This is a genomic window from Bacillus safensis FO-36b (assembly GCF_000691165.1).
Lineage (GTDB): Bacteria > Bacillota > Bacilli > Bacillales > Bacillaceae > Bacillus > Bacillus safensis.
The window spans coordinates 184,988-206,174 of the sequence record NZ_ASJD01000005.1 but is presented as its reverse complement, the minus strand read 5'-3'; the positions used below and the strand labels follow the sequence as shown (position 1 = coordinate 206,174).

Below are 21,187 nucleotides of genomic sequence, written 5' to 3'. Positions count from 1 at the left end.
TTATTGCCTTAATTATTAAATACTTTAAATCCAACTTTCATTTTCCGCTTCGCTATTATATATATATAGGGATCACGGCTGTCAACCGTTTGATTATCATTGATCATGAAGAGGCAGTGTCGACGTTCTGGTGGGCGCTGGCCATTCTTGCCATGACCTGTGCACTCTTTATCGCGAGCAAAAGATATGCTGCTCAAGAGCATGAGGAAGTGAAGTAAGGAAAGAAGACGAACGATGGACGTTCGTCTTTTTTTGTATGTGTTAATGGATGAAACGCCTAGATGTTACATTAAGCAATCCTGACATTGCTACGATGGTGCCAAAAGAACCTACGCTGTAAATAAACTTTTAAAAAGCTTTAAAGCTATCCATATTTTAAGAACTTATAATAAATTATATATAATTTCATCAAACTTAAAAGGCTATTGGACAAGCGAGAAAAGTTTGAAAAAAATTGGGATTAGTGGGAGAATAAGAAAAAAGATTATGAGAGGCTAGGTATGAATAAGAAAAACAAAGTTCAAAAAATTCTTTCATGTAAAATATCAGAAGCTAATTTTCATTCGTATTATATAGATTTTGATATTGGTTCTTCAGGAGAGTTAACTCAACGAATAGATGAATTTGTACAGATAATGTGTGAAGAGTTACCCAATTTTGCCTTCGGTTTTCATAAAGGTGAAAGTATTTCTGTGGATGAAATACTTCCAGTATTAATAGAAGCTGCAGCATCTATCTACAGAGTGACCAATTTTAAACAAGTAGCTGAAATATATAAACGTGGAGAAATAATAGAGGATGAAATAGATGATAAATATCTTAGACGAGGGGAATTTGGTGAATTATTTCTTCATTCAATTTTAAAATATTTATTTGGAACTTACCCTTTAATAGCTAAAATTTATTTTAAAGATTCATACGGACATGCTGTTCATGGATTTGATTCCATTCATATTCAACCAGATACAAAAACTCTCTGGTTAGGAGAATCTAAATTATATACTGATGGGAAAAGTGGAATTGATGCATTAGTAAAAGATTTGTTTGACCATTTTAATTCCAATTATTTTGAAAGTGAATTCAATATAATCTCCAAAAGAATTGAAGATTCTAGGGACACTATTGATTCAAAAGGTTTTAATTCTGAATATTGGATAGAATTATTAAACAAGTATACTAGTCTTTCGGAAAAATTAGAAAATATTGTTATACCTATGTTTTGTGCATATGAAACTTCTACTTTAGATTCCTATGAAAATGATTACGATACGTTTGAAACAAGATTTGATGAAGAAGTTAGAAACCTTAATAAAAGATTTATGGAAAAAGGAAACAAACATCCCCTCTATAGTAAATTAAATATTATTGTAATACTTATGCCAGTAAAGAGTAAAAAAGAACTTGTCTCTAAACTACATAATAAATTATCAATCATTCAATCTTTAGGAATAGGGGGATAGAAAATTGAATTGGGAAGATATAAATATTTATAATATCAATAATTTAAATTTTCAAGATAGCTTTTCTTTGGCGAAGTATGTTTCAAATTTATCTTTAAGTGATAAAAAAAATGAGGCAAGGAAGATACTAATTCATATTTTAGAAATTTGGGATTATGTTAATAATGATACAAAAGATATATGGCTAGATATAGCTGAGAGTCAGGGCTTCTACCCATACATAAAAGATAGACTAGATATTACTTCTGAAATTAGACAAGCATATCATTATTCAGAAAACATAGAAAATATAGTTTTCCATAAAGAACAAAAAATTCTTTCTAATTATTTAAAAAGAAAGGAGAATATTGTTGTTAGTGCACCAACTAGTTTTGGGAAAAGTTTGTTGATTGAGGAGATAGTAGCTAGTAATAAGCATAGGAACATTTTAATTATCCAGCCTACTTTAGCTTTAATTAATGAAACTAGATTGAAACTGAAAAAATATAAAAATTACAATATGATTGTAAACACATCTCAAAAAATTGAGGGTAAGAATTTGTTTATTTTAACAGCTGAACGGGTTTTAGAGTTTAAAAACTTTCCCAAAATTGATTATTGTATATTAGATGAATTTTATAAAATAAGTTCAACACGAGATGATGAGAGATCAGATGTATTAAATATAGCTCTAAAGAAAATTTTAAGTAATAAAGAGACAGCTTTTTATTTTATAGGCCCTAATATTGACTCAATTTCTTCAGGTTTTGAGGAAAATTACAATGCGAAATTTGTGAAAACAGATTATTCCTTGGTTGATACTAGAGTGGAACTGGTGAAAGTAGACTTTAAAAGTAACAAACCACGTTTAAAAGAAAAAGATAGAAAGATAAAATTATTTGAAATGCTATTTAGAAAGAAAAAAGAACAATCTATTGTATATGTCTCATCGCCTGATCGAGCAATAAAAATAGCAATGGAATACTATGATTATTTAGAAGAGAAGAAGCTTCTAGAAAAACAATCAGTATTACCAATAAATGAATGGATATCTGAAAATATTAATCCAAGTTGGAGTTATAATAAATTATTGTTACAGAGAATAGGCGTTCATTCAGGAACAATACCAAAACATTTAACTCACTCAATTATTGAATATTTTAATAAAAAGAACTTAGATGTACTTTTCTGTACATCAACTATAATTGAGGGAGTAAATACTTCTGCTAAAAATGTTTTTATTTTTGATAACCGTAAAGGTTCTAATGAAATAGACTATTTTGATTTTTCTAATATAAGAGGAAGAGCTGGAAGGTTATTGAAACATTACTCTGGGAATGTGTATGTTTTTCATTCGATTCCCAAAAAAGCTAAAGTTGAATTAGATATGCCTTTTTATGATCAAGAAAAAATTTCAGATGAAATATTAATTAATTTTAATAAAAGTGAAGTTAAAGCAAAAAACCTTGAAAGATATGAAGAGCTTACTAGTTATGATGAAAGGTTATTATCCATTATAAAAAAGAATGCTGTTTCTGTAAGTGGACAAAAAAAGATTATAGAAAGTATATTAACCACGCTAAGATCTAATCCAGAGCTAATTTTATGGACTGGTGAACCTTCATTTAAAGCAGTTAAATATATAACTGATATTTGTTGGGATAACTTATTGAAGGAAACAGAAACAACTAGGCCTATGACAAAGAAAAAATTACCTGTAGTTGTATATAATAGCTTAAGAAGCAAGTCAGTAAAAGAATCATTAAATAAAGAGTACAAATATTTAAAAGATCAATTTACTAAGTTGACAAAACAACAACTGATAGATAAAGCAATTAGTAATTATTTTAGAGAACAGCGACATTGGATTTCTTATAAAGTTCCTAAGTGGCTTGAGGTCGTAGATTCATTACAGAAGGAAATATGTAAAATAAATGGAGTGTCAAAATCAGGAGATTACTCATACGTTGCTTCTCAATTGGAGAATGAAGGGGTAGAAGGTGATTTTTCAGTCTTGTTAGATATGGGGGTACCATCTAGTGCTATTAATAAAATTAAAAACCAATTTTCTAAGGGAATAGATATTAAAGAATTAATTTCTGAAGCTAAAAATATTGCTGATTCATCAAATACCAATTTAATTGAATATGAAAAAGAAAAATTAAACGAGCTATAAGATAGTGTCAGAAACTATACAAATGGTTTTTCTTACTTTGGTTATAAATCTAATAAGACGAATTATACTCAAATCCCTTTTGCAACCGTTCAAGTATGGAAGTTCGTTCTGTCTGCGATGACAAAAGGGGGGCTGATGAGTCATTCTGAAGCCGTACGTTTTCACTATCCTGCATGGGTGGTCGAGCAGGATCCACTTCTATTGACGACCATGCCTTAACCCCATCTACACCTAAAAACCAATTTGCGAAGATGGATCGGCCATATGGCATGTTTGTAGGCAGCAAGGATGAACTGTATGACGTCGAGACTTTTCTCCACTATCATGAGCTGCCGATGGAACCAATTAAAAAGCAATCAGTCTATCAAGTGCTTGAAGGACATACCCATTTGTCGGTTTTACTAGAAGCAGGAAAACAGATTGGCAGGACGATCCAAATGTGGAATGCTTCTATTTAGCATGAACAACTAGTCAACACTCTCCTGTTTTCTTAAAAATTTACATTGACACCATCCTTTTCTATGATAAAATCATAGTGTGATAATGAGAATCGTTATCAAACGATATGACTACATATAGAATGGATAGGTGAGGTACATGTTCAAGAAATCTTTTTGGTCGCTTTTAGTTGTGCTCTCCATCGTTTTACTTGCAGCTTGCGGCAGCAATAGCAGTAACGGCAAGTCAGATAGTAAAGAGAAAACAAGAACCGTTGAAAGCGCTATCGGTTCAACTGAAATTAAAGGATCGCCTAAACGTGTGGTGACACTGTACCAAGGAGCAACGGATGCAGCAGTCGCTATGGACATTAAACCAGTAGGTGTTGTTGAATCATGGCTTGAAGCACCTACGTATAAATATTTAAGAGATGACTTAAAGGATGTTAAAATTGTTGGGCAGGAAACACAGCCAAACTTAGAGGAAATTGAAAAGCTCAAGCCTGATTTGATCATTGCATCGAAAATCCGCCACGAGCAAATTTTTGATCAGCTGAAAGAAATCGCTCCAACTGTTGCAACTGAAACTGTGTTCACCTTTAAAGACACAGTGAAATTAATGGGTGAAGCATTAAACAAGCAAGACAAATCAAAAGAATTGCTGACGAAGTGGGATGACCGCGTCGCTGATTTCAAAGAAAAAGCGAAAAAAGACATCAAAAACTGGCCGATGAGTGTATCTGTGGTGAACTTCCGTGCAGATCATGCTAGAATCTATCAAACTGGTTTCGCAGGATCCATTTTAACAGAGCTAGGCTTTGAAGGACCTAAGAATGTCAAAGATAAAAAGCAAGACATCATTACACTTACAGACAAAGAGAGCATTCCACAAATGGATGCAGATGTGATTTATTACTTTATGGATGATCAGGATAAAGCAGTTGAAAAAGCATATAAAGAGTGGACGAGTCATCCTTTATGGAAGCAGCTTGACGCAGTGAAAGCGAAACAAGTGCATAAAGTAGATGAAATCACTTGGAACATGGGCGGCGGTATTATCGCAGCAAACATGATGCTTGATGATATTTACGATCGTCTAGGAATTGATAAATAAGACATAACAGAGGAGAAAATGTGAACATACCATTTTCTCCTTTTTTCCATAACAGATTGAAAGCGGGAATCAGATGAGAAGTTTATTAAAAAAGGATTCAAGCAAGGCACTGCTTTTTGCTGGATTCATTGTGTTGATGTTGGTCTTTTTTATGCTCAGTATTTCCCTTGGGCAAACCTCTATTTCCCTCAAAGCCACCATCCATGCTTTTCTTCAATTTGATGAATCGGATCCAAACAGTGTCATTGTCATGACATCCAGATTATCAAGAGCTTTAATCGCAACGGTCGTTGGATCTAGCCTGGCGATTTCAGGTGCACTCATGCAGGCATTGACAAGAAATCCGCTTGCGGCGCCTGATTTATTAGGAATTAATGCAGGCGGGCTATTTTTTATCGTGATTTCGATTGTTTTCTTTTCAACAGAGTCGTTAACAGGCTATATGTGGACAGCCTTTCTAGGCGCAGCGATTGCTGGGATGCTCGTTTTTCTATTGGGCTCCATTGGAAGAGATGGATTGACGCCGGTCAAAATTGTCCTTGCGGGTGCGGCGATATCTGCACTGTTTGCGTCTTTTACACAAGGTCTTTTAATCGTGAATGAACAGTCGATTCAAAGTATTCTGTTCTGGATGGCTGGTTCAGTGTCTGGAAGAAGCATTGATATGTTAATCCCTGTTTTGCCTTATATTTTAGGTGCGACTATTGTGGCGCTGCTTCTGGGACGTTCTATTAATGTTCTTTTGTCGGGAGACGATATTGCCAAAGGACTTGGCCAGCGTACACTGCTGCTGAAAATAACGATGGGTGTACTCGTTGTCTTTTTAGCAGGTGGTTCCGTCGCTGTTGCTGGTTCAATTGGTTTTGTTGGTTTTCTTGTGCCGCATATTGTGAAAAAGCTTGTCGGGCCTGACCACCGCTGGGTACTGCCGTATTGTGCCGTAGTGGGGGCGTCGCTTTTACTTGCCGCGGATCTGGCGGCTCGTTTTCTGATCATGCCGCAGGAAGTGCCGATTGGTGTCATGACGGCGGTAGCAGGAGCGCCTCTATTTGTTTATCTCGTGCGCAAGGGGTTGAAGACAGGTGGCTAAAACATATACAGTGCGTTCTAAAGGCGGGCGCATTTCATTTCAATTTTCAAAGCGGACGTTTTTGATTTTACTTTTATTGACGGCCATTGCCTTTTGTTTATTTATTCTCAGTCTCAGTATGGGAAGCCGGTTCATTCAGCCGGTCGATGTGCTGCTTCATTTAATCGGTCAGGGAGAGGGAAATTCCTTTGTGTTAAATACGCTGAGGATTCCACGAACGCTGCTGGCTGTCTTAGTCGGAGCCGCGCTTGCGGTATCAGGGCTTATTTTGCAAGGATTGATCCGCAACCCGCTGGCATCACCTGACATCATTGGAATTACAAGTGGTGCTTCGTTTGGTGCGATTATGTTCATTGTCTTTTGGATGGGCACTGTGCCCATTGCTTATCAATCCTTATGGGCGATTGCGGGTGCTTTTGCAGTATCGTGCCTGATCTATTTGCTTTCATGGAAAAAAGGGGTCAAGCCGATCACACTTGTCCTGATGGGAATCGGGATTTCTGCCATTATGAAGGCATGTGTGACGTTTACGCTTGTACTTAGTGATACGATGACAACGACAAAGTCATACATCTGGCTGACGGGCAGCTTATATGGTTCTACGATGAAAGACGTCACTGCGATGCTTCCTTGGGTGATGATCATTTTACCGATTGTCATGGTGTTAGCAAGAACGATGAATGTAAAAGAACTTGGCGATGATCTTGCAACAGGTCTCGGGGTAAAAGTGCAGGCGAAACGATTATTCTTTCTCCTGATGAGTGTGACATTGGCTGGTGTTGCAGTCGCATTTGCAGGCGGCATTGAATTTGTTGGACTCATGGCGCCGCACGTTGCACGGATGATTATTGGCCGTTCTTTCATAGCACTTGTCCCAGCATCTGCGCTTGTTGGAAGTATTCTCGTGATGCTGGCTGATCTAGTGGCTAGAACCGCATTTCTACCGTTAGACGTCCCAGCAGGTGTATTTACGGCGGCCATTGGTGCACCATTCTTTATTTATTTGTTATATCAACAGCGCAATCGATAAACAGAAGAGGGGGGTTTGATATGAGGCCAGAGTGGGTTGAGAGAGAATTACTTGATTTTGGGGTACACATCACAAATGGACCAATGACATCTGATCGCACACTTGCTGCGCTTTTTTCAGAAGCAGCCGTCATGCGTTTATTAGAAGCTGAAAAGGAAGCGATGCATGCACCGAATCTTGCGGTAGCAGCTTCTATGTTTTCAAAGCGGTACGCCTACTTAGCCGTCAGTTCCTCTTTATACTTGATGACGCTGTATGACGGTGTCTATCAGTTTCCACCAGCAGCATGTGCATTTAGAGAGGATCGGAAAATTGAATTGGATGAGACGGCGTCTTCGTTTGTTCCACTAGAAGGAGACCGGCATGAGTGGAGAGAGAAGGTCGTGCGTGCACTGTTTACGGAGTGTGTCACGCCTCTTTTAGACGTGCTGAACCGCACATCAAAACTCTCTTATCGTATTTTATGGGAAAATGTAGCGGTTCGAATCAACTCTCTTTATCGAAGCATGATGCGGGAAGCGGAAGAACCTGCGGTGAAGCAGCGTGTGCGGGAGGATTATCTGTATCTGAAGCAAGCGGCTGGTGATGTATTCGGAGCTCAGCAAAATCCATTTCAGCACAGCCTAAACCTAGACGACAGTTTACTAGAAACATCCAACCGGAAGACCTGCTGTATGTATTATAAGCTTGAGAAAAAATCGGAGAGTCTCGATTATTGTCTTGTTTGTCCGCTTGAACAAAAGAAAGGCACTGCTTGCTCGTAGCAGTGCCCTTTTTTTATTCCCAAATCTCGCCTGCCCATTCAGGATGATCAATAAAAGGGTTGCGGTTGTGCTGATACGTTTGATAGATAATCTCATTGCGGTTCCGTTCGATTTGATCGACTGGGTCCTGCTTGTGCCATTTGAGAAGTACAGACATTTTGCCGTGAAGGGGAGAGCTTCCATTATTCACTTTGTCGTTCAATTCTAAATCTGGAAAGCGGTCATCGCCTTCGTAGCGAACCGCCATATAAAAGAGCATTCTCGCGACATCTCCTTTGACCCGGTTGTGAGGTTCGAATGAGTCGCTGTCGTAGAAGTTGCCCGGCGCTCCTTTGTATTCATTACCACCCGAGTCAAAATCTAAATTTCCGCGTGTGCTGTTCGTTTGCACATCTGCCGCACGAAGGTGATGGAGATCTGTCCCAGGCCCTTGGCTTGTCCCGAAATTGCCGTGAGACTTGGCCCAGACATGCTCCCGGTTCCACTGGCCCACATTTCCGCCATTCGACTGCTTTGAGCGGGAGGCACCACTATAAAGCAGCAGCACATTGTTTGGGTTATTGGGGTCTTCATCTGTTTCCTTTAATGCATTCCAAACCTGGCTGTAGGAGAGCTGCGTATGATCATCAATGATATCGTGTAAGGCTTTCTTAAGAGCGGGTCCTGACTTGCCAGCAGCAGATTGGTAATAGGAATCGATTTGACTTGTAGCGGCAGTTTGCGTTTGTTGTGCAGATGTTTCGTTTTGAAGCTGTAACGGGGAAAAGGTGATCGTTTGACTAGGTTCACTCAGATTGAAACCTTGAGCATTTGCAGCTGGAGGCAGCGGGGCGGCGAATGTGCCGAATATCATGATTCCGGCGGCCACAGTTCCAAATAAAGTTCTTTTCATTCGATTTCCTCCTTGATAGGGAATGTATTCTCTTTATTTCTATCATATTGCCATGAAGAAATAAATGGATTTCTAGTAAATTTTATGTAATAAGTTCATAGGAAAAGAGATTGCTATTTTAGGCGTATTCCTGTATAAGTGGGCTTATAAGGATGGACAGCAAGGGAGAGGATGGATCACGTGAAAGAACTGCAAACACCTTCAAGAACGATTATGACACCGGGACCCGTTGAAGTAGATCCGAGAGTGCTCCGTGTGATGAGCACGCCAATTCTCGGTCAATTTGATCCAGCATTTACACACATTATGAATGAAACAATGACCTTATTGCGGTCACTTTTTCAAACAGAAAACAAATGGGCTTATCCAATCGACGGTACGTCACGTTCAGGGCTTGAAGCTGTGCTCGCCAGTGTGATTGAGCCGGGAGATTCAATGCTTGTGCCTGTCTTTGGCCGTTTCGGTCACCTGCTCATTGAAATAGGACAGCGCTACGGTGCTGAGGTACATACAATGGAATGTGAATGGGGGACGGTTTTTGATCCTGACGACATCATCAAAGAAATAAAGCAGGTCAAGCCTAAAATCGTTGCCATGGTTCATGGGGAAACATCCACCGGGCGATTACAGCCGCTCAAGCAAATCGGGCAAGCATGCCGGGCTCTTGATGCGCTGTTCATTGTAGACGCTGTGGCAACCATTGGCGGTGTCGAGGTAAAAGTGGATGAATGGAAAATTGATGCGGCGATTGGCGGCACGCAGAAATGTTTATCTGTTCCATCAGGTATGTCACCTATTACGTATAATGACCGGGTCGCAGCTGTCATTGAATCGAGAAAGAAAGTAGAAAAAGGCATTGCGACACAGGATGAATTACAAAAACAAATGGACATTTCTCCAATCAAAAGCAATTATTTTGATTTAAGCCAGCTTCAGGATTATTGGAGCCCAAGACGATTAAATCATCATACAGAAGCGACAACGATGCTCTATGCACTGCGAGAAGGGGTTCGTCTTGTGCTGGAAGAAGGGCTGTCTGAACGTTTTCAAAGGCACGCATTTCATGAGAAAGCCTTGATGAAAGGTCTTGAAGCAATGGGGCTTGAATTATTTGGTGATCCAGATTGTAAAATGCCGGTTGTGACTTGTATTGTCATTCCAAGTGGTATTGACGGAGAAGCGGTCCGTACCGACCTGCTCCATCATTTTGGGGTTGAGATTGCAAGCTCCTTTGGACCGCTTGCCGGCCGTATATGGAGAATTGGGACAATGGGCTACAGCTGCCGAAAGGAAAATGTGCTGTTTGTGTTAGCAGGGCTTGAAGCGATCCTCATCAAACATGGTGCGTCTATCCATTGCGGAGCAGGGCTTCAGGCGGCTCTTTCTATCTATGAACAAGCTGAATAACGATATCTAAAATACCCGCCATTGGCGGGTATTTTTATTTTGGAAAAGAACGCTAATTTTTGAAAAACTAGACTTATAGATGAGGTTATCGCTATACTGAAGAAGTTCTCACCACTTTTGTCATCATTTTCATTTATTTTGCAGAAAGAGGTTTTTATATGAAGAAGATGGGCAGATTATACATTTTGATGCTCAATATTTTTATTGCCATGCTTGGCTTTGGCCTCATTGTACCTGTTATGCCGAGTTACATCGAAGCCTTTGGTGCAACAGGGAAAACACTCGGTTTTCTTGTCGCTGCAACAGGTTTTACACAATTTGCGTTATCGCCGGTTGCCGGGGCACTGACCGATCGATTTGGACGAAGAAAATTGATCATTGCGGGGATTGCGGGTTTTACGATTGCTCAGTTTATTTTTGCTTTTGCTGATCAGCTTTGGATGCTGTTCGTGTCTCGGTTTTTAGGCGGTGCTGCTGGGGCTTTGCTCATGCCGGCCATGTTTGCATACATCGCTGATATCACAAGTGAAAAGGATCGAGGGAAAGGAATGGGTCTATTCAGTGCAGCGATGACACTAGGTTTTGTCATTGGACCGGGCGTAGGCGGCTATTTGGTTGAGTACGGGATCGCATTTCCATTTCTGATTGCCGGTTCCTTTGCTGCTCTTTCTACTTTGTTATCCATCCTCTTCTTACCTGAAACATTAACAAAGGAAAAACAGGAAGAGGCGCGGCTCAACAAGGATATTCATTTCAATCCTTTTGTACAAATGATCGAGGCTCTAAGGACATCTTATGGCTTTTTGTTTATATTGGCCTTTGTCCTCAATTTCGGAATCATTCATTTTGAATCGATTTTCGGCTTATATGTAGACCAAAAACACGGATTTTCACCGAAGGATATTGCGTTTGTGATTACAGTTGCAGGTCTTGCCGGGGTGCTTGTCCAGGGTGCGTTAGTGAATGTTTGTGTGAAACGATTTGGGGAGATGAGAGTCGTGCGTTATGCGCTGTTAGGTGCGGCTTTCATGCTGATCGCCTGCCGTTTTGCGCCGTCCTTTTGGTTGATTTTTACAGGTTCGATTTTATTTTTATCGGCTACGTCATTCGTCCGTCCAGCCCTCAATACATTGCTGTCCAAGATGGCAGGCAATCAGCAAGGGGTAGCAGGCGGTCTCAATACATCCTTTATGAGCCTTGCCAATATCATCGGACCGAGTCTTGCGGGTATATTATTTGATATGAATATTGAGTTTCCTTTTATGTTTGGAACACTGGTGCTTTGCGTAAGCTTCGCTGCATCCATCGTGTGGGGGAAAAAAGTGCAGCATGCTCATGCAGCGCAAGGAAGATTGTAGTTGTAGTTGATCTACAGTCTTTTTTTATTGAATGAAATGTATTTAGAAAAATTTCAATTAGAAATAGTATATGTTTTATATTTTATCTAAATGAATAGTAGAGTTTATCAATATTTAAATCTTTTTCTGAGAGGGAATCCATTAATAAAATACTAAATTATACATTTTATGTAAAAAGTGATTGATTGGTTTTTTCCGCAATGGTAACATCAATCTCGACAGCATGAGGTAACTGAGATAATCAAGAGAAAAGGGGATAGAAAATGAAGAAGTTTATTTTTGCCATTATATTTTTTATCGTCACCATGTCTAGTACAGCAGTGCCTTCAGCAGTTCATGCGGCAGAAATTGATCATGACAAGGTAGTTGGTTTTAGAGAAGTCAACCCAACAACTGTTACACAAAAAGCGGCGAAAAAATTTCAACCTTATTTAAAAGTATGGCATGGATGTGTACCATTCCCAGCTGTAGATGCTGCTGGAAACACAAGCAGAGGGTTAAAAACGAGCGGTTCACATAATGGTGGATGCAGCAGTAATATCGGTCAAGTATATTCACGTTCAGATTGGTACAATGGCAGCTGGGCGATTATGTATGCTTGGTATTTCCCAAAAGATAATCCTTCACCAGGCTTAGGTCATCGTCATGATTGGGAATCCATTGTCGTTTGGATTGACAATCCATCTGTAGTCAATCCGCGTGTTCAATCGATTGCTTACTCAGGTCATGGACAATATAAGAAAGTAGCACCGAGTGCAGCAAGTATTTTAGGGACAAATCCTTTAGTAGGTTATGATAGCAACTGGCCATTAAATCATGAGTTGAATGTAAGCGGCAATGTGAGCGGAAAAGGAATGCAGCCTTTAATTGGCTGGGATGATCTAACGCCGGCTGCAAGACATGCACTGAATACAACAGACTTTGGTAGTGCAAACGTACCTTTCAAAGATAGTAACTTTAAAAACAATTTAGCAAAAGCGTGGTATCGATAAGGGTTAACCATGATTAAAAACCGATCATCTAAAAATGATCGGTTTTTTTATAAACAAAATCGCATCATCTCTCATATTTCACGACAGGTGATTTTTCTTTATGAAGCGCACGAATCATCGCTTCATCTACGTGTAAATGCTCTTTCACTAATTGAGGCGGGGTTAAGGCCATCCACTGATTCAACGAAATATCTGCAAACCGGTCACTTTTAAAAATCTCTAAAAACCAAAGGCTCGTTTGGCCGATATTTTGGATGTAATGCCCCATGCCAAAAGGAACATATCCAACATCACCTGCTCTGTAATTAAAGGTGCGGGCAGTACCTCCTGCTCCAAAGACCGTCATTTTAGCTGTACCTGTTAAATAGTATTGCCACTCATCATTATTAGGGTGCCAGTGCATTTCTCTCATGCCGCCAGGTTTTACTTCAACAAGTGCAGCCGCAATCGTTTTTGAAATCGGGAAATTCCGTGAATCGACAATTCGGACGGTTCCGCCAGAGGTCGTTATCGGTTTTTGACGAAGAAGCTGGTGCGTAAATGGCGGCTTAATGCTGCCGTATGGGTCAGATACCATTTGGCTTTCTAAGGATGACGGCGGCGAGCCTTGAAACATATAGCGCTGCTTTTTCGGAATATGGTCAAACAATTTCTTAGGAACACCAAAATTGGCGGAGAGAATCTCTTTCGGTGTATGGGCAAACCAGTCTGTGATCGTGAATGTATCAAATTCAGAAAAATCGCCATCATCAAATACAAGAAGGAACTCACAACCATCCTCAAGTCCTTGAATAGAGTGCGGGATACCAGGTGGAAAATACCACAAATCGCCTTCTTCTATATCAGCGATCATATTTCGCCCTTCTGCATCTACAGATGTGATGCGGGCTTTGCCTAAAATCATATACGCCCATTCCGCCTGCTTATGCCAATGAAGCTCACGAACACCTCCGCGTGTGAGCCGCATATTGACACCTGCAATCGTTGTTGAAACCGGCAGCTCCCGCTTTGTAATTTCCCTCGACCAGCCGCCGTGATTCAAATGCATGTGTGTATCAGAAAATGAAAATTTTAAATTGGGGATTGTTCCGGCATCGGTTTTAGGGGGAACGAGCATATCTGGGTTCTCTATATCTCGAAGGACATCGCGCGGGCCTAAGTCGGTGGCACCCGCGCCATCCTTTCGAATGGGCTGCGGGATGTGACGGAGCTCATCATCCATTTATCATCCCTCCTTGAGTCTCATTTTTCTCCTCCAAACTATATGAAGTTTCAGAAGAAAAAATTCAATCAGGATGGGATGAGAGAAACATTTGAATACGGAATGCTAAGCGCAGCCGCAATGTTGCGTCAGAATCTTTTAAGCTGATTCGAAGCAATTCTTCACACTTCTCGAGGCGATAAATGACCGTGTTGCGATGAATGGACAATCGTTTGGCTGTTTCTGAAATGTGGCAATGGGTTTCTAAATAGACAGATAAGGTGTGAAGAAGGCTTTGATCGACTTGTGATGGTTCAGATAACGGGTGAAGGTGGAGCTGGTGAAACGTGATCATATCCTTTCTTGGAATGAGCCTTAGTAAATCTGGCACATCCTTCGCTTGATAAAATTGAATATATTCAGTACGCGATGAGAGATGTCCTGTTTGAAGAGCCTCTAATGCTTCATTGTAGCCTTCAGACAGATGGGAGATGAGGCAGCCTGTCAAGCTCACCCCAAAAGAAATAGTATGATTCACTTGCAGTTTAACAAGCATCTGCAACTGTTTAAAAAAAGAGCTGAGCCTGCCGCTAACCTCTGGCCAACTGCCAGTCTCCTCCATCAATACAACACCCATATCACCTTTTAAAAACAGAAAAGCAGGAAATGGGCAGCTTGGAAGTGCACTTTCGAGCAGATCAACCACTTGATCCAAAACCATTTGCTGCTTCATAAAACATGTGGTATCACTGCGCTCGTCAAGCTGACAGATCATACATAGATAGCGGCATTCGGCGTTTAATCCAAATGCCTGAGCGAAATGTAAGGGATCTTGCTGAGAAGACGATGCCCTCTCTATCCATTTGCGAAAGCCCTCATTTCTGGCACGCTTGGCCGTTTGCAGGGCGGCATATTGTCTCATACGTGCAATTGACATTTCGTTTACTGCTTTTGCAATGATCCCATGCAATGTTTTATTCTGCGGGTGAATGAAAGAAGGGATGACCAGATAATCACATGTTTGTTCGTTTAGATCAATTGGAAAGATGGAAAAGGTTTGTTTTGCATGTATCATTGAAAAAGAATGAGTTGTCCTGCTTTGGAAAAAGGGGAGAATGTGCATCCATTCTAGGCTCGTGATCATGGGGTGCGAGGTATAGAGAATACGTCCATGCTGGTTAAACAAATAGATGGGCTTGTGAATCTTTTTGGCCAATTTTTGTAAAATTTCAAACTGATTATCGTCTATGTTCATATCCACTGGGTCTCCTTTATTGGTGAAGATGAATAAAAAAATGGACAATCACTGTCAACATCTCTGATATGCATTTTATGTTATCAGCTAAAATCATTTTAGATAGAAAGTTGTCAATTCATATAACAAACAAACAGAGCGTCAGGACAAAATCACGTGCCGCCAGTCATCTTCATTCAGAATTACGAGCAAATATGATATGTTGTAGACAGAAGAATTTCTTTCAGAAATATGGGTATCACAAGGAATAAAGGCTTTGATGTGAGGAAGCCGTCTATACATGAGAGTGGCAAGAGGTGAGAAACATGATTTATATCGGATTAACTGGCTGGGGAGATCATGACAGTCTTTATCCGCCGAGAATCGGCAGCGCGCAAAAGCTGTTTCACTACGCATCAACGTTTCCGATTGTGGAACTGGATGCCAGCTTTTATGCGGTTCAGCCTGAGCGTAATCATGAAAAGTGGATAAAGGATACGCCAGATGACTTTCAATTTGTTGTGAAAGCATACCAAGGAATGACTGGACATCAAAGGGGCGAGATTCCGTTTGCTTCGAAGGAGGACATGTTTGATGCATTTATTCTTTCGCTGACTCCGCTCATTCGTGAAGGGAAACTGGCCATGGTGCTCTTTCAATTTCCACCTTGGTTTGATTGCAAAAAAGAGCACGTTCACTATTTAAGATGGTGTAAGGAGAAGATGGGCGATATTCCATGTGCACTCGAATTCCGAAACCGTACATGGTTTTCAGAGGAATTTTATGAGCAGACTTTGTCTTTTATGGAAAAGGAAGGATGGATTCATTCCGTCTGTGATGAACCGCAAGTCGGAGAAGGCTCCATTCCGCCAGTCATACAAGCTACACACCGTGATAAAACCTTGGTCCGATTTCACGGGAGGAATAAACAGGGCTGGCTTCACCCGGCAGACCATGAGAATTGGCGTGAAGTAAGATACTTATATTTATATAATGAAGCTGAATTAAAAGAGTGGAAAAAGAATCTCGACATCCTGCATCAGCAATCGAAAGATGTCTATGTCGTGTTTAATAATAACTCTGGCGGAGATGCAGCGGCGAATGGCCAGCAGATGATTGATTTGCTGGATATCACCTATTCAAACCTGTCTCCGAAGCAGTTAGATTTATTTAGTTAACCGAGAGCTGACTGAAGCTTTCAACCTGAATGAGACGGTCAGTGACAACTTGAGGGAGAGATCAACATGCTGCAGAAGCTATGGTTATATCATACAAACGACTTGCACAGCCACTTTGAGAACTGGCCAAAAATTGCAGCTTATATTGAAGAAAAGCGTCAAGTTCACGATCAGATGCTCTTGTTTGATATTGGCGACCATATGGATCGAGTGAACCTCGTATCCGAAGCGGATTATGGAAAGGTAAACGTCAAGCTCCTCAATCAGCTTGGCTATGATGGAGTCACGATCGGGAATAATGAAGGCATTACGCTGCCCCATGATCAGCTGGATCACTTATATGAGAATGCACAATTTCCAGTGGTCCTGTCTAATTTATTTGAGAAAGGCAAAAGGCCATCATGGGCAAAGCCCTATCATATGATCACAATGGAAAACGGACTGAAGATATGTCTCTTAGGCGTGACCATTGCGTATACACCTGTATATGAAAAGCTGGGCTGGAACATTACTGATCCGTTTGACAGCATACGGGACATGCTGCAGGAAGTGAAGGGACAGGCAGATGTCATTGTGCTTTTATCCCATCTCGGTATCATCCATGATCGAGAGGTCGCCCGTGATTTCCCTGACATCGACATCATCCTAGGCTCACACACGCATCATCTGTTAGAACAAGGTGAAATGGACAATGGTGTGCTGCTTGCATGCGCTGAAAAGTATGGGCATTATATTGGCTGTGTTGAGCTGACGATCGATACAGCGCGCAAAGAGCTGATAGAGAAAAAAGCGACAGTACAGTCAGTAGATCAGCTCATCAGTGAATCAGATGAAGCCATCACCACCTTACAGCAAGCAGAAAGAAGAGCGAAAGCACTCATGCAGGAAAAAGTGACAACGATTGAGTCGAAGCTAGAAACGAAGTGGTTCGAGGAATCTCCGCTTCCGCAGCTCTTAACAGATGCCATTAAAGATTGGTGCGGAGCAGATATTGGCATGATGAATGCAGGTATGGTGCTTGATTCATTAGAGGCAGGGATCGTCACAAGAGAAGAAATCCACCGGATATGTCCGCATCCCATTAATCCCATTCGGGTGACGCTTACCGGTCAACAGCTGATCGAAACAGTTCGACGGGGCTGTGAAGAAAAAATGGAACAGCTGCGCATCAAAGGCTTCGGATTTAGAGGTGAGCTAATGGGGAAAATGCTATATAGCGGACTCAGCTATACGTTAGAAGAAGGCGATGCTAAACGGGTGAAGGATGTCTTTGTACATGGTCAATTGATCAAAAAAGACGCCTCCTATACAGTTGGCACAGTCGATATGTATACATTAGGCTCTCTTTTTCCTCATATCCGTGATCACGAACACATTGAATATTTCATGCCTGAATTTTTACGTGATGTTCTGACATGGCGCTTGAAGGAAGCCACTTGAAATCCGCTTCAGCCTAACAACACGCGCCCTCTTTTCACATAGATTGTGATGAGAGGAGTGAAGGGATTTGGTGAATTTAACACCTATTACAATTGATGGCCATTCCTTTACAGCGGTCACCGTCAAGCTGCCGAAGACAAATTTTATGGCAGTATCAAATGAACATGGGTATATTATGTGCGGTGCACTGGATGTCGGGCTCTTGAATGAAAAGCTTGCAGATAGAGGAATTATTGCAGGAAGAGCAGTTGGTGTAAGAACCATTGAGCAATTGCTCGATGCTCCTTTAGAATCTGTGACATACGCCGCAGAAGCGCTGGGCATCTCAGCTGGAACAATTGGAAGAGATGCATTATTAAAAATGGTGAAATAAAATAGAGAGATGATTCCTATCCCCCCGCCTGTCTGCATACACATGTAATGGAGAAGGGGGGATTTTTTATTGAGAATGAACCGCCGTTATCGCCCCTACAAGAAGGGCCCTTTGCCATTTCGTTACGTCATGCTGCTTGCGATCTTATTCTTTGTGCTCTCAACCGTGATTAGTTTATTTTTTATCAACCGATCCATTAAACCTACCCTTATTCACATTGCTGAACTCGAAACAGAGCGCATCGCCAATCACCTCATACAATATTCAGTGCAAGACTTTGCAGATGATCAGGAGAATATGAAGGATATGGTGGTTATGAATACAAGTGAGAACGGAAAAGTGACGACCATCGATTTTAATGCGCAAGCAACATCGAAAGCAATGGCTGACCTCTCGCGTCATCTTCAAAAAAATTTAGAGGACATTGAAAAGGGGAACTTTCAAAAAGAGGCAAAAGAAGCATTAAAGGATCAAACAGATGGACATGACGGCATTATATATAACATTCCGCTTGGGCAAGCATCCGGAAATGCACTCATCGCCAACCTCGGACCAAAAGTGCCTGTGCGCTTTAGTGTGATTGGTGATCCGCATACGGACGTTGAAAAAAACATTAAGCCTTATGGCATCAACAATGCCTTGATTGATATTAGTGTTCTGATCGAGGTCAAGGTAAGAGTCATTATCCCATTTGCTTCTGAAACAATTGTAGTTAAAAACTCTGTTCCTGTCTCCATACAAGCCGTTCAAGGAGACGTACCAGATTATTATAATGGCAGCGGAACAAACTCAGGTGCTCCATCAATTGTTCTCCCAGAGAAAAAGGAGAAAAAGGAATAACAGCCCAACAATGATTGGGCTGTTATTTACTTTCGTTTCCGTTCAGCTCTTTCCCACGCCCTCAAATGAGGATATGGATCAAATGACCATTCGGTTCTGCCGTTATCTTTGTACATGCCATAGTGAAGATGCGGCGGAAACTTTCCTGCAGTGCCTGGAGGACCGTAACCGGAGCTTCCGACAGACCCAATCACCTGGCCAGGTTCAACAATTTGACCTGTCTTGAGTCCTTTCGCAAAGCCATTTAAGTGAGCGAAGTAATGATAATGATTATGAATATCTCGAATACCTATCCGCCAGCCGCCAAAACGGTTCCAGCCTTTCATTTCAATCACGCCATACGATGTCGCACGAACGGGAAGTCCATAATGGGCAAATAAATCGGTTCCCTCATGAATTCTTCTGCCTCCAAACCCTCTCGCATCTCCCCATGTACTTCGGTAGCTGTAGTCAGCTCCAACTGGAAGAGGAAAAGCATGCTTTCCAAGATCAAGATGGCCGTAGTGCTTAAATAGCTTCATAAAAGATGAAATGATTCCAACGGTTTGATCACGTCCATAATAGTCCCATAAGCCAATTTTTAATTGATCAATGCTGCTGCCGTAGTGAAGCAAGTATTGAGCAAACGTGAACAATACATCCTCATCGTCATCGCTGCTTGCTTTGCCATCCCCATTTCCATCAAGACCAATTCCGTCAAACACTTTAATGCTTAAAGGAGAGGTATCCTGTTTATTCGGGTTTTCTGGTCCAATCCACATTTCCCGGGGAATGTAGATGCCAATGACGCCTTTTTGTTTCGGTAAATCTCTTCTGCTTTTTCGAATATTGTGTTCATACTGATCAACTGCAGCAAGTACATACCATGGAACCTGTGTTGTGATGGAGACTTTTTCATAAAGGGCCATTCTTTGCTTCAATTCATCTGGCTGCTTGCCCGTCCCTTTTGCATGAACAGGTAAAGGGAGCATTGAAAGAGCAATCATGATGGCTAAGACCACTTTCACAAACGTCCATCTCCTTTCATCGAGCATTGTCTTCTACCGTTTAGTGTGGTTAGATCACTCTATTTCATAAGAAGAAAATGTTAGTAATTTTCTTCTGTTTTTTTAGGAGGCTTTTGGGTATTTTTGCAGCTCATTCCCTTGTTGTTCAATCTGTACTATGTTAAAGTGTCTAAAGAAAAGGCTTTAGGCCGAAGATTCAATTTTTTGCAGCTTCTTGGCTGCATCCATCGTATATAGCAGGAAGATTTTTGTAGATGCACCTTTAACGAATTCATATGGAGATGATGGAATTGGCAAAGAAGGAAGAGCACGTAAGAAAACCGGACTGGCTTAAAATTAAGCTGAATACGAATGAAAACTATACCGGTTTAAAGAAAATGATGCGGGAAAACAACCTGCATACCGTTTGTGAGGAAGCAAAATGTCCGAATATTCATGAATGCTGGGCAGTGAGAAGAACCGCTACATTTATGATCCTTGGATCTGTTTGTACGCGCGCATGCCGTTTCTGTGCGGTGAAAACTGGACTTCCGACTGAGCTTGACCTGCAAGAGCCAGAACGCGTGGCAGATTCAGTAGCCTTAATGAATTTAAAGCACGCTGTCATAACAGCGGTTGCAAGGGATGATCAAAAGGATGGCGGAGCAGGTGTGTTCGCTGAAACCGTTCGTGCGATTAGAAGAAAAAGCCCATTCACGACCATTGAAGTTCTCCCTTCAGATATGGGCGGTAATTATGATAACTTGAAGACGTTAATGGACACTCGTCCTGACATTTTAAATCACAACATTGAAACAGTTCGCAGATTAACGCCAAGAGTTCGTGCGCGTGCTACATATGATCGTTCATTAGAATTCTTGCGTCGTGCAAAAGAAATGCAGCCAGACATTCCAACAAAATCAAGCATTATGATTGGACTTGGTGAAACGAAGGAAGAAATCATTGAAGTCATGGATGATCTTCTTGCCAATAATGTGGATATTATGGCGATTGGCCAGTATTTACAGCCTTCGAAAAAGCATTTGAAAGTTCAAAAATACTACCATCCGGATGAGTTTGCAGAGCTGAAGGAAATTGCGATGTCAAAAGGTTTTAGCCACTGTGAAGCTGGGCCGCTTGTGCGCTCTTCCTACCATGCAGATGAACAAGTAAACGAAGCGTCTAAAAAACGTCAGGCGCAAGCATAACAAAGAAAACGCCAGAGCTCTCTGGCGT

20 protein-coding genes are annotated in these 21,187 nt (G+C 41.0%); 16 read left to right on the top strand and 4 right to left on the bottom strand.

Annotated elements, in window-relative coordinates:
• From BA81_RS13175 to BA81_RS13140, 8 genes are all read left to right on the top strand, one after another.
• The coding region (locus BA81_RS13175) for a phosphate-starvation-inducible PsiE family protein (RefSeq protein WP_034282670.1) at window positions 1-218 on the top strand (218 nt) is incomplete at its 5' end.
• 282 nt (window positions 219-500) lie between these two features.
• Complete coding sequence (locus BA81_RS13170; RefSeq protein WP_034282667.1) at window positions 501-1,460, top strand: HamA C-terminal domain-containing protein; 960 nt, start codon at window positions 501-503, stop codon at window positions 1,458-1,460.
• A 4-nt stretch (window positions 1,461-1,464) separates the two neighbouring features.
• Window positions 1,465-3,615 (top strand): DEAD/DEAH box helicase, encoded by a 2,151-nt coding sequence (locus BA81_RS13165; protein ID WP_034282665.1) that lies wholly within the window; start codon window positions 1,465-1,467, stop codon window positions 3,613-3,615.
• Window positions 3,616-3,788: 173 nt separating this feature from the next.
• Entirely contained in the window at window positions 3,789-4,073 is a 285-nt protein-coding gene (locus BA81_RS13160) for a hypothetical protein (RefSeq protein ID WP_051627355.1), read from the top strand.
• Between the two features lie 139 nt (window positions 4,074-4,212).
• Window positions 4,213-5,166, top strand: a complete 954-nt coding sequence (locus BA81_RS13155; protein ID WP_034282663.1) for an ABC transporter substrate-binding protein — start codon at window positions 4,213-4,215, stop codon at window positions 5,164-5,166.
• Between the two features lie 73 nt (window positions 5,167-5,239).
• Window positions 5,240-6,256: a FecCD family ABC transporter permease gene (locus BA81_RS13150; RefSeq protein WP_034282660.1), complete on the top strand. Its 1,017-nt coding sequence runs from the start codon at window positions 5,240-5,242 to the stop codon at window positions 6,254-6,256.
• Window positions 6,249-7,286, top strand: coding sequence for a FecCD family ABC transporter permease (locus BA81_RS13145; protein ID WP_034282658.1), 1,038 nt, complete (start codon window positions 6,249-6,251; stop codon window positions 7,284-7,286). The genes BA81_RS13150 and BA81_RS13145 overlap by 8 nt, the downstream gene beginning before the upstream one ends.
• Window positions 7,287-7,306: 20 nt before the next feature.
• On the top strand, window positions 7,307-8,050 hold the full coding sequence (locus tag BA81_RS13140) for an IucA/IucC family C-terminal-domain containing protein (RefSeq protein WP_034282655.1): 744 nt from the start codon (window positions 7,307-7,309) through the stop codon (window positions 8,048-8,050).
• A 13-nt stretch (window positions 8,051-8,063) separates the two neighbouring features.
• Here BA81_RS13140 and BA81_RS13135 read toward each other — a convergent pair whose 3' ends face one another.
• The gene (locus BA81_RS13135; protein ID WP_034282653.1) at window positions 8,064-8,942 is read right to left on the bottom strand and encodes an endonuclease I family protein; all 879 of its coding nucleotides are present in this window, start codon (window positions 8,940-8,942) and stop codon (window positions 8,064-8,066) included.
• Between the two features lie 171 nt (window positions 8,943-9,113).
• Here BA81_RS13135 and BA81_RS13130 point away from each other — a divergent pair, with 171 nt between their 5' ends.
• From BA81_RS13130 to BA81_RS13120, 3 genes are all read left to right on the top strand, one after another.
• Window positions 9,114-10,349, top strand: a complete 1,236-nt coding sequence (locus tag BA81_RS13130; RefSeq protein ID WP_034282651.1) for a pyridoxal-phosphate-dependent aminotransferase family protein — start codon at window positions 9,114-9,116, stop codon at window positions 10,347-10,349.
• A 158-nt stretch (window positions 10,350-10,507) separates the two neighbouring features.
• Window positions 10,508-11,707, top strand: coding sequence for a tetracycline resistance MFS efflux pump (locus BA81_RS13125; RefSeq protein WP_034282649.1), 1,200 nt, complete (start codon window positions 10,508-10,510; stop codon window positions 11,705-11,707).
• Window positions 11,708-11,970: 263 nt separating this feature from the next.
• Window positions 11,971-12,699: an NPP1 family protein gene (locus tag BA81_RS13120; RefSeq protein WP_034282647.1), complete on the top strand. Its 729-nt coding sequence runs from the start codon at window positions 11,971-11,973 to the stop codon at window positions 12,697-12,699.
• A gap of 64 nt (window positions 12,700-12,763) precedes the next feature.
• Here the strand turns inward: BA81_RS13120 and BA81_RS13115 are convergent, their stop codons facing one another.
• Together BA81_RS13115 and BA81_RS13110 are read right to left on the bottom strand one after the other, a co-directional pair.
• Window positions 12,764-13,921, bottom strand: coding sequence for an oxalate decarboxylase family bicupin (locus tag BA81_RS13115; RefSeq protein WP_034282645.1), 1,158 nt, complete (start codon window positions 13,919-13,921; stop codon window positions 12,764-12,766).
• A 64-nt stretch (window positions 13,922-13,985) separates the two neighbouring features.
• Window positions 13,986-15,155: a PucR family transcriptional regulator gene (locus BA81_RS13110; RefSeq protein ID WP_034282643.1), complete on the bottom strand. Its 1,170-nt coding sequence runs from the start codon at window positions 15,153-15,155 to the stop codon at window positions 13,986-13,988.
• A 305-nt stretch (window positions 15,156-15,460) separates the two neighbouring features.
• On the opposite strand from BA81_RS13110, the gene BA81_RS13105 reads away from it, so the two are divergent.
• The 4 genes from BA81_RS13105 to yunB all read left to right on the top strand — a co-directional run bounded on the left by BA81_RS13105 (window position 15,461) and on the right by yunB (window position 18,965).
• Window positions 15,461-16,312 (top strand): DUF72 domain-containing protein, encoded by an 852-nt coding sequence (locus BA81_RS13105; protein WP_034282640.1) that lies wholly within the window; start codon window positions 15,461-15,463, stop codon window positions 16,310-16,312.
• A gap of 66 nt (window positions 16,313-16,378) precedes the next feature.
• Window positions 16,379-17,752: a bifunctional metallophosphatase/5'-nucleotidase gene (locus BA81_RS13100; RefSeq protein ID WP_034282638.1), complete on the top strand. Its 1,374-nt coding sequence runs from the start codon at window positions 16,379-16,381 to the stop codon at window positions 17,750-17,752.
• 67 nt (window positions 17,753-17,819) lie between these two features.
• A complete protein-coding gene (locus tag BA81_RS13095) occupies window positions 17,820-18,125 on the top strand; it encodes a YunC family protein (protein WP_034282637.1) in 306 nt (101 codons plus the stop codon).
• Window positions 18,126-18,200: 75 nt separating this feature from the next.
• Window positions 18,201-18,965, top strand: coding sequence for a sporulation protein YunB (gene yunB, locus BA81_RS13090; protein ID WP_034282711.1), 765 nt, complete (start codon window positions 18,201-18,203; stop codon window positions 18,963-18,965).
• A gap of 26 nt (window positions 18,966-18,991) precedes the next feature.
• Here the strand turns inward: yunB and BA81_RS13085 are convergent, their stop codons facing one another.
• Window positions 18,992-19,936 carry a M23 family metallopeptidase gene (locus BA81_RS13085; RefSeq protein ID WP_227001745.1) on the bottom strand — a complete coding sequence of 315 codons (945 nt, stop codon included), beginning with the start codon at window positions 19,934-19,936 and terminating at the stop codon, window positions 18,992-18,994.
• A gap of 326 nt (window positions 19,937-20,262) precedes the next feature.
• Between BA81_RS13085 and lipA the strand changes: the two genes are divergently transcribed.
• A complete protein-coding gene (gene lipA / locus BA81_RS13080) occupies window positions 20,263-21,159 on the top strand; it encodes a lipoyl synthase (RefSeq protein ID WP_008360456.1) in 897 nt (298 codons plus the stop codon).
• Window positions 21,160-21,187 lie beyond the last annotated feature (28 nt).